Source organism: Pseudomonas sp. GL_135 (assembly GCF_057834665.1).
In genome coordinates this window covers 3,186,928-3,200,986 of the sequence record NZ_CM174408.1, presented here as the reverse complement: position 1 = coordinate 3,200,986, position 14,059 = coordinate 3,186,928, and the positions used below count along the sequence as shown (strand labels likewise).

Here is a 14,059-nt window from a genome sequence, read left to right as displayed (position 1 = left end):
ACGCATGCTTGGTGGGACCGGCTTTAGCCGGGAAGGCATCATTCGTCACACCGCAAATTGAGGGTGTTTGCGCTGGCCTGTTCCCGGCCAAAGCCGGTTCCACACAACAGCAGCACGTGTATGCTTTCGGCCGCGCCCTGATCGAGTACGTCCCATGCTGCACAAAAACCTCATCCGCCGACTCGACCTGATTACCCTCAAGCTGTTCGTGGCAGTGTACGAAGAAGGCACCCTGACCCGGGCGGCGGCGCGGGAGGCGATTGCGGTGTCGGCTGCGAGCAAGCGGCTGATGGAGCTGGAAGAAGTGCTCGGCATTGGCCTCTTCCTGCGCAATGCCAAGGGCATGCTGTTGACCGCAGCAGGCGAGACGATGCTGCACCATGCCCGGCGGATGCTCTCCGATCTGGAAAAAATGGGCCTTGAACTCGACGAGCACCTGCAGGGCATGCGCGGTTATGTGCGCATGTTGGCCAACCTCTCGGCCATCATTCAGTTCTTGCCGGAAGACCTGCACGCCTTCGTCGCCACTCATGAGTTGGTCAAAGTCGATCTCGAAGAGCGGCCCAGCAACGGCGTCGTGCAGGGCCTGGTCGACGGTGTCGCGGACATCGGCATCTGCTCTGAAGACACCGACACTCAGGGCCTTCACAGCGCACCGTATCGCCGCGACGAACTGGTCGTCGTGATGCGTGACGATCACCCGCTCGCCGGGCATCAGCAGGTAGCGTTCGAGGACACACTCGGCAGCGACTACATCGGCCTGCACGCCGCCAGCTCCATCAACATGCGTACCCAGAACGCCGCCCGCGCCCACGGCAGGCCGCTGCGGGTGCGCATCCACGTGCCGGGTTTCGATGCCATGTGCCGGATGGTCCAGGCCGACATGGGCATCGGCGTGCTGCCACGCAAGGCGTTCGATCTGCTCGGTCCGTCGCTGGGCCTCAGGGCCGTAGGCTTGAGCGATGAGTGGGCCCGGCGCACGCTGATTCTGGTGATGCGCGACACCGCCGCACTGTCGCCGGTCAGCCAGTTGCTGTTCGATCATCTGCAGAGCCACGGAGGCTGAGCGTTCGCGTTTTGCGAACGGTCGTTGCCAACTGACGGTTGGATTTGCCCAACCCCGTTCCTCTAGTCTTGGCGACAAATTCCAAGAAAGACTCGAGGTAACCGCTATGACAGGCCCCCTTCAAGGCGTGCGCGTCATTGAAATCGGCACGCTGATCGCTGCACCCTTTGCCGCCCGCCTGCTGGGCGAGTTCGGTGCCGAGGTGATCAAAATCGAATCCATGGGGCAGGGCGATCCGCTTCGTAAATGGCGAAAGCTGCACGAAGGCACCTCGCTGTGGTGGTACCTGCAGTCGCGCAACAAGAAGTCCCTCTCCCTGAACCTTAAATCTCCCGAAGGTATCGACATCGTCAAGCGGCTGGCTGAAAGCGCCGACGTGCTGATCGAGAACCTGCGGCCCGGAGCCCTCGAAAAGCTGGGTCTTGGCTGGGAGGTGCTCCACGCGCTGAACCCCAAACTCACCCTCGTGCGAATTTCCGGCTACGGTCAGTCCGGCCCGTACCGCGACCGCCCCGGCTTCGGCGCCATTGGCGAAGCCATGGGTGGCATCCGCTACACCACCGGCACGCCGGGTTCGCCCCCGGCGCGGGTCGGGGTCAGCCTGGGGGATTCGCTGGCGTCGATGCACGCGGTGATGGGCGCGCTGATGTCGCTGTTGCGGGTCAAGACCGGCCAGGGCGATGGTCAGGTGGTCGACGTGTCTCTGGCCGAAAGCGTGTTCAACGTCATGGAAAGCCTGGTGCCGGAGTACGACATGCTCGGCCACGTCCGTGAGCGCAGCGGCGGCGCGCTGCCGGGCATTGCGCCGTCCAACACTTACCCGACTGCCGATGGTGCCTATGTGGTCATCGCCGGCAACAGCGACCCGATCTTCAAGCGCCTGATGCAGACCATTGGCCGCGCCGATCTGGCCGAGGATCCCGAGTTCGCTCACAACGATGGCCGCGCCGCCCAGAGCGATATGCTCGACGGGGCGATCAGCGCGTGGTCGTCGGCCTTGCCCATTGATGACGTGCTCAAGGCGCTTGAAGCGGCCGAGGTGCCGGCGGGACGGATCTACAACGTCGCGGACATCGTTGCCGATCCTCACTACCAGGCGCGCGGAATGATTCTTGACGCCGATCTGCCCGGCGGGGCCAAGGTGAAGATGCCGGGCATCGTGCCGAAACTCTCGGAAACCCCAGGCTCCGTGAACTGGCAAGGCCCTGCGCTGGGGCAGCACACTGACAGTGTGCTCGGCGAGCTGGGCATGAGCGCCGATGACATTGCGCAGCTCAAGCACAGTGGGGTGGTGCAATGATCACCGACTTCTCCCAGCGCCTGATCGTGCAGGAAGTGTCCCCGCGCGACGGTTTGCAGATCGAGCCGACCTGGGTGGACACCGCTGACAAGATCGCCTTGATCGACCAACTTTCTCTCGCCGGTTTCAGCCGCATCGAAGCCGGTTCTTTTGTTTCTCCCAAAGCCATTCCAGCCTTGCGTGACGGGGATGAGGTGTTCCGCGGCATCCGGCGCCAGCCCGGTGTGACCTACGTCGCCCTGATTCCCAACCTGCGCGGTGCCCAGCGGGCCATCGAGGCGGGTGCCGATGAGCTGAATCTGGTGATGTCCGCCAGCCAGACCCACAACCTGGCGAATATGCGCATGGGTTGCGAGCAGTCCCTGGCGGGCTTCGCCGAGGTGGTCTCGCTGGCCTCGGGCACTGGGCTTAGCCTGAACGGCTCCATTGCCACCACGTTCGGTTGCCCGTTCGAGGGCCGCATCGATGAGGACCGTGTGCTGCGGATCGTGGATGAGTATTTAGCGTTGGGCATGCACGGCATTTCCCTGGCCGACACCACTGGCATGGCCAACCCCCGCCAGGTGTTTTCGCTGGTGCAGCGCGTGCTGACCCGTGTCCCGGCATCGGCGCTGACGCTGCATTTTCACAACACCCGCGGCCTGGGGCTGAGCAATGTGCTCGCTGCTTACGAAGCGGGGGCGAGGCGCTTTGATGCCTCGCTGGGCGGGCTCGGTGGCTGCCCGTTCGCGCCGGGCGCCTCGGGCAATATCTGCACCGAGGACCTGGTGAATATGTGCGATGAGATGGGCATCGAGACGGGCATTGACCTGGAGCATCTGCTCGTCCTGTCGCGCGGTTTACCGGGGCTGCTGGGCCATGAAATGCCGGGGCAGGTGGCCAAGGCCGGGCGCAACCGTGATCTTCACCCGGCGCCGGAAAACCTGCCCGGCTAACACGCCGCCTGTCCCGGTTTCCCACACAAACGCGCGCGCTCCGCTGCGTGCGCGTCCAGACAACAAAAACAATAGGGCTCTCTCAGGGAGTCGATCTGGAGTATCGCAATGACTGTCTCTGTTCTGACCCCGAACAGCAGCCTCGCCGAGGTTGTGAGCGCCGAAAAGGCACTGATCCGCAAGGTCGCGTGGCGCTTGATGCCGTTGATCATGGTTTGCTACCTGTTCGCGTTTTTTGATCGCATCAACATCAGCTTTGCCAAGTTCCAGCTGCAAACCGATCTGAGCCTGAGCGACACCGCGTACGGGCTGGGGGCGAGCCTGTTCGTCATCGGCTACGTGCTGTTCGAAGTGCCGAGCAACATCATGCTGTACAAGGTGGGTGCGCGGCGCTGGATTGCCCGCATCATGATGTCGTGGGGCGTCGCCACGGCGCTGATGGTTTTCGTCACCGCCGAATGGCAGTTCTATGTGCTGCGTTTCATCATCGGCGCCATGGAAGCGGGTTTCGCGCCGGGCGTGCTGTTTTACCTGACGCTCTGGTTCCCGCAGACCTACCGGGGTCGCATCACCTCGATTCTGTTCCTGGCCTCGGCCTTCGCCGGGCTGCTGGGTGCACCGGTCTCGGGGCTGGTGCTCGGCCATATGGACGGCGTGATGCAGCTGCGTGGCTGGCACTGGCTGTTCCTGCTCGGCGGCCTGCCGTGTATCGCCCTCGGTTTTGCCGTACTGAAGATCCTCAAGGACCGTGTCGCGGATGCGCACTGGCTGACCGATGCCGAGAAGACGTATCTGTCGAGCCGCATCGCTCAGCATGAGCCGAACAAGCATGGGGGCTCCCTGCTGACCGCGCTGAAAATGCCGGGTTTCCTGATGCTCGGGCTGATTTATTTCCTGATTCAGGTGGCGTCCTACGGCCTGAACTTCTGGGCGCCGCAGCTGATTCGCAGCGCGGGTGTCGAAAGCCCGGTGATCATCGGGCTGCTCACGGCCATCCCGTACATCTTCGGCGCCATCAGCATGATCGTTGTCGGGCGTCTCTCGGATGCCAGCGGCGAACGCCGCAAATTCGTCTGCGGGCTGATGGTGCTTGGGGCTATCGGCTTCTTCAGCGCCGGATTTTTTGCCCAGCACACCAGCCTGTTGATCGTCTCCCTGGCCATGCTCGGTGGCGGGATTGTCGCCGCCATTCCAGCCTTTTGGACGCTCCCGCCCAAGCTGTTGGCGGGCGCAGGTGCCGGCGCGGCGGGCGGTATTGCGCTGATCAACACGTTGGGGCAGTTCGGCGGCATCGTCAGCCCGGTGATGGTCGGCGGGATCAAGGACCTCACCGGCACGACGACGCCTGCGCTGTACGTCATCGGCGTCAGCAGCCTGATCGCGGCTGGCCTGTTAATGTGGGCATTACCGCAGAAGTTGAGAACGCTGGACAAGAACGAACACTGAGGTCGGTGCCGAAAGACTGCCTGACGGTCGACCTCATTAGCCCACGGAGCGCACGCAAATGATTGATCACCTTGACAATCTGGTCCTGACCACCATCGATATTGAGGCCTGTAAAGACTTCTACGTGCGCGTGATGGGCATGGAATTGCAAACCTTCGGCAGCGGTCGTCTGGCGTTTCGCTATGGCAACCAGAAGATCAACGTTCACGAGCGCGGTCACGAATTCGAGCCCAAGGCCCACCTCCCGGTGCCGGGCGCGCTGGACCTGTGCTTCATTGCCAGCCAGAGCCTTGACGCGGTGATCGCGCATTTGCAGGCCGAGGCGTGGCCGATCGTGGAAGGGCCGGTTGAGCGCACCGGCGCGACGGGGCCGATTCGGTCGGTGTACGTGCGTGATCCCGATTTAAATCTGATCGAGATTTCAGAGCTGCGGTGACAGTATTCCTGCCGCTGAAGACATGCGGATGGACCGGAGTCTTCGCGAGCAAGCTCGCTCCCACAATTACCTCGTTCGCCTGTAACAGCTGCAGTGCCGGCATGTTTGATGAGTGACCGGGGTAGCGCTTCACCTTGCACACGGAAAGGACGTCAGATTTCCCGCTGCTGATCGACGTGCAAAGATTTGTAGCGCGCCATCGCATCGGTAAGCCGGCGATTCAAATAGTCATTGGTAGGCCCGAGCGCCGCCAGAATCTGCGCAGATTCCTCGTAATAAGACGCGCGCTTTTCCAGGGACCACGTCGATGGCGCGGACTGGAGGTTGGTGATCCGGTCACACAACTTGATCGCCGCCGCTTCCCGGGAATGCGCCGCGATCGCCTGGAAATAGCCCTCGTCCGAGAAGGGCACGATCAGGTTCTTGCTCAGGCAGGCGACGGTCGAGGCGACAGCGGCGCCGAACACCTCAGCCAGTGCCTCTTCCGAGGTCCCCGTATCCTCGATTACGTCGTGCAGAAGCGCGGCGGGCATCGCGATGGTCAGGTCACCAATGTCACTTTCCCGATCCGCGAAAATCAATTCGTTCGCCACCATCGCGACATGGGTCGTGTACGGCAGATCTGCCCCCTTCATCGTCTGCCCGACGTGGGCGTGGGAGGCGAACAGCCAGGCTTTGTTGTAAAGGCGCTGCAGATCGGTTGAAGTCAAGCGTTTCGCTCCTGAAGTGGGTGTTTGCTAATTAGGGATGCATCGCTTTTGTATCAGTTCTGCCAGTCCAGACACAATCAACCCAGAACCGTCCCCTCCAAACCCTCATGCCCCTGCACAATCAATTCCCTGACCAATCCCTCAAATTCCGCCTCAGTCCCGGCTTCCCGCACTTCGAACCCAGCACTCCAGCGCACCACACAACGATCGACCAACCCCGCAACCTCATCCACGCGAATCTGCGCCCGATACCCATCCACCGGCAACGGCGACTCCTCAAACACATAAGCCAACGCCCTGAGCCCATCGTCAAACTCAGTCAAATGCTCACGCAACACGGCACCGTCCGCAAGCTCTAGCCGCCTGATCGCACCTACCCGCAAACCCCCAGCCTCACCCTCAAGATGACTCTTCACAATCGCCGGATGCCAGTCCGCGATTCCGCCAAACCCCCGCAGCACCTTCCACGCCTCATCCGCACTGCACGGCAAACCTGCGCTGTATTCAACTAAAACCATCACGTCTTACTCCAAAAATAAACACCGCTACGACTCAAAAAACGCTCAATACCCAACTGCTAGAACCCGGCACGCAAGCCCGAGATCGAAACCCCGAGGCCTACGTCCAAAACAATCGCTGTAAAACCTACCCCTCAAACTGGTGATAAACCTTGGCAATCACCTTCCAGTCGCCATTGATCTTGATCAACGTCAGGTAGTCGTTGTAATCAGCGCCAATGGCGTCCTTCTCCATGTCCACCCGCACCACGGCCGTGGTCGGCGTAATCGCCAGCACATCCAGCCGCGTCGTGATGTCCGCTGCTTTACCGTTGCTTTCAACAAAGTCATACAAGTTGCTGATGTGCCCGCCCAGCAATTGGCCGTTGGTGAAACCGTACATCACCGCCTCTTCATGAAAGGCCTGCTTGATCGTCGTAACACTGCCTTCCCGCAGCCCTTCAACGTAGCGGCTGGCGGTGTCGATCACGGCGTTGTAGTCGTGGGTGGCAACGGCTTTGATGTTCTTGTTCATGTCTGTGTACTCCAGGTTTTGAGTTCGATAGGGCAAAGCGTCGAGCAGCAACAGCCGCGCACTCACCAGTCCTGTCGGGTAGGTGAAATGATCAGGTCATTGACGGTGACGTTGGCCGGCTGATTCAGCGCGTAGATGACGGCGCGGCTGATGTCTTCTGGCGCGATGGCAATTTCGTTCAGCGCTTGTGCCGCTTTGCGGCCGGCGGGGTCGGTGACTTTGTCGGCCCAGCCCGTGTTGATGACGCCGGGGCTGACGGTGTTGACGCGGATGCCGTGGTGCACGCCCAGCTCCTTGCGCATGGATTCGGTCATGGCCTGCACGAAGAATTTGGTCGCGCTGTAGACGCCGGCGCCGGGGCCGACTTGATGCCCGGCCACCGAATCCATGTTGAGGATCTGCCCGGATTTCTGTTCGAGCATGAAGGGCAGGGTGGCGGCGATGGTGTTCAGGTAGCCCTTGATGTTGACGTCGATCATGGCGTTCCAGTCCTGGGTCACGAGGTCAACCCAGTGGGAGAACAGCATCAGGCCGGCGTTGTTGACCAGGATGTCGACTGAGCCGTAGGTGTCTTTGGCGAACTGCGCCAAAGCGCGCGTCTGTTCAGCGTCGGTCACGTCGGTGACAAAGCTGGACGCCTCAAATCCCGCTGCGCGGAGTTCGCTGACCAGCGCGGCAAGGCCTTTCTCATCCAGCGCGGCAGCAACGACGTTAACCCCTTGGGCGGCCAATGCTCGGGCGGTTGCAGCGCCGATGCCTGACGACGCGCCGGTGACGATGGCGGTTTTCTGGTCCAGATAATTCATCTTCATGTTTCCTCAAATTCAAGGCGTGCGGGCAGCGTCGGCTTTCCTGAGAAAGCCTTGCCGTTCAGCCGTTAGTGAATGCGGTGTCTGAAAGCGCTGCGGTTGCCGGCGCTGTTAGTAAGTGCCCAGCGGCCAGTCGGTGTAGCCCTTGGCGCCTCCGCCGTAATAGCTTTCACGCGGGGCGATGGTCAGCTCGGCGCCGTGGCGCAGCCTCGCGACCAGGTCCGGGTTGGAGATGAACAGACGACCGAACGCGACGGCGTCGATCTTGCCCTGGGCGCGGCGCTCGACGGCCATGTCCAGGTCGTAGTTGTTGTTGCCAATGAACGGACCGTTGAACTGGGCACTCAAGGCATCCATGTCGACGCCTGCCGGCACTTCACGGGAGGTGGCGGTCGCGCCTTCGACAAAGTGCAGGTACGCCAGATTGAAGCGGTTCAACTGCTGAATCAGGTAACCGTGCAATGCCATGACGTTGCTGTCCGGCGGCGTGTTACCCGCATCCGGCGTGACGGGCGACAGGCGAATCCCGACGCGATCGTGGCCCCAGATGTCGACGATGGCCTGGGTGACTTCCAGCGTCAGTCGCGCGCGGTTTTCAATCGACCCGCCGTATTGATCGGTGCGCTGATTGGTCGAGTCGCGCAGGAACTGGTCGAGCAGGTAGCTGTTCGCCGAGTGAACCTCAACGCCGTCGAACCCTGCGCGCTTGGCGTTCTCGGCAGCGAGTTTGTACTGCTCGATGATGCCGGGGATTTCGTCGGTCTCCAGTGCACGGGGCATCGACACCGGGACGAAGCCGTTGGCTGTGTAAGTGTTGCCCTCGGCCTGAATGGCGGACGGCGCGACCGGGGCTTCGCTGTTGGGCTGCAGGTCCACGCTGGAGAATCGGCCCACGTGCCAGAGCTGGCTGACGATCTTGCCGCCGGCCGCGTGCACGGCGTCGGTGACTGTGCGCCAGCCGGCGACCTGCTCTTCGCTCCAGATCCCGGGCGTCGCTGCATAGCCGCGTCCCTGGGCCGAGATGTTGGTGGCTTCGGCCACGATCATCCCGGCGGTGGCGCGCTGGGCGTAGTAGGTGGCGTGCAGTTCACCCGGCACGCCGTCTTCTTCATAGCGGCTGCGGGTGACGGGGGCCATGACGATGCGGTTGGCCATTTCGATGGCGCCCATTTGCACGGGGGAAAACAAGTCGGTGTTATTACTGATATCGCTCATTGAGAATTCCTCGCATATTTGACCGGTCGTCTACCAGTCTTTGAAAAAAAAGCGCCTGCTACCGCAGCAGGCGTTGGGTCAGGCTCATGGCCGTGTCGAAGGACGTGGTGGACTTGTTGACCTTCACCAGAAGGGAAGCGCCCAGCCACAGTTGGTACAGGGTTTCGGCGAAGGCTTCGCTGCCTTCTTCGATGTGCAGACTGCCGTCTGCCACGCCCATGTTCACGCAGGCGGTGATGCGCTTGATGATCTTCGCCGTACCAGCCTCCAGTACCGTGCGCATGTCTTCGGACAGGTCGCAGACTTCCGGGCCCAGCTTGACCACCAGGCATTTGCCTTCTGGATGATCGGTGCCCTGGGTCTCGATCCAGTAGTCGAAGTAGGCCAGCAGCTTTTCAGCGCCGCTGCCTGATCGTGTCATGACGGTGTCGACGCGGCCCAGGTACTCGGAGAAGTACTCATCGAGCAACGCGGCGCCGAACTCTTCCTTCGATTTGAAGTAGTAGTAGAACGAGCCCTTGGGCACGCCCGCCGCGCTCACCACTTCAGCCAGGCCCACGGCGGTGTAGCCCTTATGGGTCATCAACGACTTGGCGACGTCGATGATGTGTTGGCGCATTTCCAGGTTGGGTTTCTTCATAATGCGCAGCACCTTAAAACAAAACTGACCGGTCGTCTACAAAGTGGCAGGTGCCCGCGATGAACGGTGCTCATGTCAGGCGCATGCCCATTTCAAACGCCCGCGTCTCGAAGCCAAGCTCTTCATACAACCGCCGCGCATGGGTGTTGAAGCCCCACACCGACAAGCGAATGTCCCGCGCGCCGCGCTCCTGCGCCCACCCTTGCACTCGCTCAATGAGCCCACGGCCCAAGCCTTTGCCCCAGAAAACCTCGGCCACGCACACCGAACCGATCCGCGCGAATGCCATCGGCTGCAGCAATGGCCCGCCCGCTGAAAACATCCCTGCGCTGACAAAACCCGCCGCTCGATCCCCGACAAACGCCAGGAAAATAACCTGCTCTGGATTGTTCAGAAACCCGCTCCAGTGAGGGGCATCGCGCAGGTAATCCCGGCTTTCAGCCGCATAAATATCAGGACGTTCTGCATGGTGAATGGCGTTAAGTAGCTGCCCCAGTTCGCAGATCGTCGCCACGTCCTCGACCGTGGCTTGTCGGTAACTGATCACTTCATCCATTGCGCGTCGCTCCTTGTACAACCGTTGCGGAAGATCGGCTTTTGTACCCGTCGCCCATCAACTCCACAACCCAGTCGATGAACACCCGAAGCTTGAGGCTGATATGCCGGTTGGGCGGGAAGGCCACGTACATGGGCATCGATTCCAGCTGCCAGTCCTCGAACAACGCGATCAACTCACCGCTATGCACGGACGGCTGAGCCATGTACTGCGGCAGCCAGAGTGCGCCCATGCCGGCAAGACCTGCCGCGAGGTAGGCGTTGCCGTCGTCCACCGTGAGCAAGTAGCGGCTTAGCACCTGAACCCGTTCGCCGTCCCGTTGCAGCACCATCGGGAACGGCTGCCCGGTGCGCGCCCAGCGGAAACCGACGATGCGGTGCTGAAGTGCTTCGAGGTCACGGGGATGAGTCGGCGTGCCCGCGCGCTGCAGATAAGCAGGCGACGCGTAGACGCCCAGCTGCAAGTCGGTGATGTGCCGGGCCATCAGCGATTGGTCAGTCAGCTCGCCGCCGCGCACCACGCAGTCGACGTTCTCGCCGATGAGGTCGATCATCCGGTCGCTCACGCCCAGGTCGATCTGGATGTCGGGGTAGCGGGCGTTGAAGTCCGGCAGCGCCGGGATCAGCACCATGCGCGCGAACGGACTGGGCACGTCCACACGCAACCGCCCACGTGGCGCAGCGGAGGCAGCGGAAAGGCCGGTCTCGGCGTCGTCCAGATCCGCCAGCACGCGCAGCGCACGTTCGTAGAACACCGCGCCGTCGGCCGTGACATTGACCTTGCGCGTGGTGCGGTTGAGCAGCTTGACCCGCAGCCGCGCTTCAAGCTGCTGCACCAGTTGCGTCACCGTGGTTTTGCTCATGTGCAACGTACCGGCGGCCTTGGTGAAGCTGCCGGTTTCCACGACTCGGACGAACGCCTGCATCGCGTCGAAACGGTCCATCGCGTCACCTGATTGTTTGGGGAATGCAAACAGTCTTGATCAAGGCTGCTGGTTTATCCAGCGAATCCGCCGCCCTACAGTCTGCCCATCGAAACGACGGAGCATCCCGCTCCGCTGAAGGAGAAGCACATGACTGTTCGTGACGTTGTATTCCCGCCCGGCCGCCACGCGTTGTATGAGCGCAATCGCTACTCGCCGGCGATCAAATCCGATGGCCTGCTGTTTGTCTCGGGCCAGGTCGGGAGCCGCGAAGACGGCTCGCCCGAGCCTGATCTGCGCGCTCAGGTCCGGCTGGCATTTACAAATCTGAATGCCATCCTCAACGCCGCCGGCTGCACCTTCGATGACGTGATCGACGTCACCGTGTTCATGGTGGATCCGCAGTCGACCTTCGAAAAAGCCTGGGAAGTGGTGCCGGAGTTCTGGGGCCAAGCGCCGCACCCGACCATCACGGCCGTCGGCGTCACCTGGCTGTATGGCTTCGATTTCGAGATCAAGGTCATCGCCAAGCTGCCTTAGTACCCGCAGCGCAATCTGCCGGCCACTCGCCAATGCAGTTGAAATCCTCGCCACCGCCCGACAGACTCACGCCCCGTTTCGGCAGGTCGTGCCGGGCGGTGGCGAGAGAAGGGGCTGCAAACGTTGAACGAACACACATTGTCCAGGCGTCTGGAGCGGGTGGCGGCGCTGGTGCCGGCCGGCGCGCGACTGGCCGACATCGGCTCCGATCATGCCTATCTGCCGGTGGCGTTGATGCGCCGTGGGCTCATTGCGATGGCCGTGGCGGGGGAGGTGGCGGCGACGCCGCTCAGGGCGGCCGAGCGCACGGTGCGCGAGAACGGCTTCGAGGAACGAATCCGCGTGCGCCTGTCCGATGGCCTTGCTGCGATTGAGGCGGAAGACCGCATCAGCGCAATCAGTATCTGCGGCATGGGCGGCGAGACGATTCGCGACATCTTCGAGAAGGGCAAATCGCGTCTCAATGGAAGCGAGCGCCTGATCCTGCAGCCCAACGGCGGCGAGCCTGAGCTGCGCCAGTGGTTGATGGACAACGGTTACCGCGTCGTCCATGAAGAAATCCTGCGGGAGAACCGCTTCGACTACGAAATCATCGTTGCCGAACGCAGCGGGCCAGTGGTGTACAGCCCTGAAGCGCTGTACTTCGGGCCGCTGTTGATGCTCGAACGCAGTCCGGCGTTCCTCGACAAATGGCGGCGCCTGCTGCGTTTCAGGCAGCGCACGTTGGCCAACTTGCAACGTGCGCGGCACGCGGTGTCAGAGCAGAAACTGCACGACACCGAGCAGCAAGTACGCTGGATCACCGAATTGCTCGGCTGAATGTGCGCGGTCTCAGCCCTCTGGTCTTAGCCACTCGGTTTCAAAGTCCCGGACGCAAGGCCCGGCACTCGAAACCTCGTCTCACAGCTCCTTCTTCATGTGCTTCTCGATTTGCTCAAGGGACTTGCCCTTGGTTTCCGGCAGGCACAGGAAGACGAAGATCAGCGAGCCGATGTTGATCGCCGCAAACACGTAGAAGGTCGGGTTGCCGAGGGTGTCCACCGCGATCGGGAACAGGAACGCGACGGTTGCGTTGAACAGCCACTGCATCGACACCGCCGTGCCGGTCAGCAAGCCACGGACCTGCATCGGGAACAGTTCGGACATCAGCAGCCAGTACACCGGCGAGATGCACATCTGCATGAACAGCAGGAACACCAGAATGCAGGCCAGCGCCGCATAGCTCTGGGTCAGGTTCTGCGGCATGAACATCAGCACGCTACCCAGCGCCGCCTGCATCATGATCACGATGACCAGACCGGTCATCAGCAGGTGCCGACGCCCGTAACGGCCGATGGCCCAGATGCCCAGCAAGGTCGCGATAACCGAGACGATGCCGTTGCCGATGGTCGCGGTCAGCGCAGCGTTGGTGCCCATGCCGGTGTGTTTGAGGATGATTGGCGTGTAGTACATGAACGCGTTGACGCCGGTGAACTGAGCGGTAAAGCCCAGCCCGACACCGATCAGCAACAGCTTCAACACCCATGGCTGGCGCAGCAACTCGCGAGCGGCGACGTGCTTGTGGGCCTGTTTTTCCTGGGTTTTCATTTCCTCGACTTCGCGCTTGGCGGCGTCTTTGGTGTCACGCAGTTGCTCAAGCACGTGCTGCGCTTCATCGAAGCGGCCTTTGGAGGCCAGCCAGCGCGGCGAGGGCGGCACGAAGAACGTACCGATCAGCAGCAAAACGCCCGGGACCATGGCGATGGCCAGCATGTAGCGCCAGATGCCGGGGGTGTGCAGCAAGGCCGCGAGCACCGCGCTCAGCACGTAGGCCAGCAACTGCCCGCTGACGATCATCAGCTCATTGCGGCTGACCAGTCTCGCGCGACGGGAAGGCCCGGCGATTTCGGCGATGAACACCGGCACCGTGGCCGACCCACCGCCAACGGCGATGCCCAGCAGAAAGCGCGCGGCGACCATGAACGGCACCGACGGCGCAGTGGCTGTACCGAGGGCGCCGACGATGAACAACAGCGACAGCATGCGCAGGGTCACGCGTCGGCCAAAACGGTCGGACAGGTAACCGCTGGCCAGCGAGCCGAAGGCGGCGCCGACGATCAGCGATGCAGTGATCAGCCCTTCGCTGACAGGGTTCAGGCCTAGACCGCCCTGATCGAGGGGCAAAGTCATGAAGGGCAGGGCGCCCGCGATGATGCCCGTGTCGTAACCGAAAGCGAGTGCGCCCATGGTGGCGACAAGGACCGAGATGAAAATCAGACGACGCGGCGACGTGCGCTGCTCGTCTGGTTGGCCTATGGCGGCGGATGGGGTGCTGGAAGACATGGAAACCTAAACCTCTCGTGGAACCGGCGTTTTGCCGGATCGCTGACGTCGTGGTTAGGGGCATGCCGGCCCTGTGAGTTCCGTGGCAAGGCGAAAAAAACTGACTGATTGGTCGGGGGCGGATACGCCG

Annotated in this window: 16 protein-coding genes; 7 read left to right on the top strand and 9 right to left on the bottom strand. The window is 62.0% G+C overall.

Annotated features, from left to right (window positions below; genetic code table 11):
• Positions 1-154 precede the first annotated feature (154 nt).
• The 5 genes from AC3ISG_RS14125 to AC3ISG_RS14105 all read left to right on the top strand — a co-directional run bounded on the left by AC3ISG_RS14125 (position 155) and on the right by AC3ISG_RS14105 (position 5,183).
• Complete coding sequence (locus AC3ISG_RS14125; RefSeq protein WP_122623873.1) at positions 155-1,066, top strand: LysR family transcriptional regulator; 912 nt, start codon at positions 155-157, stop codon at positions 1,064-1,066.
• Positions 1,067-1,172: 106 nt separating this feature from the next.
• On the top strand, positions 1,173-2,366 hold the full coding sequence (locus tag AC3ISG_RS14120) for a CaiB/BaiF CoA transferase family protein (protein ID WP_489297231.1): 1,194 nt from the start codon (positions 1,173-1,175) through the stop codon (positions 2,364-2,366).
• Complete coding sequence (locus AC3ISG_RS14115) at positions 2,363-3,301, top strand: hydroxymethylglutaryl-CoA lyase (RefSeq protein ID WP_122623875.1); 939 nt, start codon at positions 2,363-2,365, stop codon at positions 3,299-3,301. The genes AC3ISG_RS14120 and AC3ISG_RS14115 overlap by 4 nt, the downstream gene beginning before the upstream one ends.
• 108 nt (positions 3,302-3,409) lie before the next feature.
• Positions 3,410-4,747 carry an MFS transporter gene (locus AC3ISG_RS14110; RefSeq protein ID WP_122534704.1) on the top strand — a complete coding sequence of 446 codons (1,338 nt, stop codon included), beginning with the start codon at positions 3,410-3,412 and terminating at the stop codon, positions 4,745-4,747.
• 58 nt (positions 4,748-4,805) lie between these two features.
• Positions 4,806-5,183, top strand: a complete 378-nt coding sequence (locus tag AC3ISG_RS14105; protein WP_489297230.1) for a VOC family protein — start codon at positions 4,806-4,808, stop codon at positions 5,181-5,183.
• Between the two features lie 152 nt (positions 5,184-5,335).
• Here AC3ISG_RS14105 and AC3ISG_RS14100 read toward each other — a convergent pair whose 3' ends face one another.
• The 8 genes from AC3ISG_RS14100 to AC3ISG_RS14065 form a co-directional block, all read right to left on the bottom strand.
• A complete protein-coding gene (locus AC3ISG_RS14100; protein WP_205483754.1) occupies positions 5,336-5,893 on the bottom strand; it encodes an HD domain-containing protein in 558 nt (185 codons plus the stop codon).
• Positions 5,894-5,970: 77 nt separating this feature from the next.
• Positions 5,971-6,411, bottom strand: coding sequence for an SRPBCC family protein (locus AC3ISG_RS14095; RefSeq protein ID WP_489299540.1), 441 nt, complete (start codon positions 6,409-6,411; stop codon positions 5,971-5,973).
• Between the two features lie 127 nt (positions 6,412-6,538).
• Positions 6,539-6,925 (bottom strand): nuclear transport factor 2 family protein, encoded by a 387-nt coding sequence (locus AC3ISG_RS14090; protein WP_489297229.1) that lies wholly within the window; start codon positions 6,923-6,925, stop codon positions 6,539-6,541.
• Between the two features lie 62 nt (positions 6,926-6,987).
• Positions 6,988-7,731: an SDR family oxidoreductase gene (locus tag AC3ISG_RS14085; protein WP_489297228.1), complete on the bottom strand. Its 744-nt coding sequence runs from the start codon at positions 7,729-7,731 to the stop codon at positions 6,988-6,990.
• Between the two features lie 114 nt (positions 7,732-7,845).
• Positions 7,846-8,949, bottom strand: a complete 1,104-nt coding sequence (locus AC3ISG_RS14080) for an alkene reductase (RefSeq protein ID WP_489297227.1) — start codon at positions 8,947-8,949, stop codon at positions 7,846-7,848.
• Between the two features lie 58 nt (positions 8,950-9,007).
• Positions 9,008-9,589 (bottom strand): TetR/AcrR family transcriptional regulator, encoded by a 582-nt coding sequence (locus AC3ISG_RS14075; RefSeq protein ID WP_489297226.1) that lies wholly within the window; start codon positions 9,587-9,589, stop codon positions 9,008-9,010.
• Between the two features lie 70 nt (positions 9,590-9,659).
• Positions 9,660-10,145 carry a GNAT family N-acetyltransferase gene (locus AC3ISG_RS14070; protein WP_489297225.1) on the bottom strand — a complete coding sequence of 162 codons (486 nt, stop codon included), beginning with the start codon at positions 10,143-10,145 and terminating at the stop codon, positions 9,660-9,662.
• Entirely contained in the window at positions 10,138-11,088 is a 951-nt protein-coding gene (locus tag AC3ISG_RS14065; RefSeq protein WP_489297224.1) for a LysR family transcriptional regulator, read from the bottom strand. The genes AC3ISG_RS14070 and AC3ISG_RS14065 overlap by 8 nt, the downstream gene beginning before the upstream one ends.
• 129 nt (positions 11,089-11,217) lie before the next feature.
• Here AC3ISG_RS14065 and AC3ISG_RS14060 point away from each other — a divergent pair, with 129 nt between their 5' ends.
• Together AC3ISG_RS14060 and AC3ISG_RS14055 are read left to right on the top strand one after the other, a co-directional pair.
• Entirely contained in the window at positions 11,218-11,607 is a 390-nt protein-coding gene (locus AC3ISG_RS14060; RefSeq protein WP_122534714.1) for a RidA family protein, read from the top strand.
• A 123-nt stretch (positions 11,608-11,730) separates the two neighbouring features.
• Positions 11,731-12,426: a tRNA (adenine(22)-N(1))-methyltransferase gene (locus AC3ISG_RS14055; RefSeq protein ID WP_489297223.1), complete on the top strand. Its 696-nt coding sequence runs from the start codon at positions 11,731-11,733 to the stop codon at positions 12,424-12,426.
• An 81-nt stretch (positions 12,427-12,507) separates the two neighbouring features.
• Here the strand turns inward: AC3ISG_RS14055 and AC3ISG_RS14050 are convergent, their stop codons facing one another.
• Positions 12,508-13,929 carry a sugar porter family MFS transporter gene (locus AC3ISG_RS14050; RefSeq protein WP_489297222.1) on the bottom strand — a complete coding sequence of 474 codons (1,422 nt, stop codon included), beginning with the start codon at positions 13,927-13,929 and terminating at the stop codon, positions 12,508-12,510.
• Between the last annotated feature and the right edge of the window lie 130 nt (positions 13,930-14,059).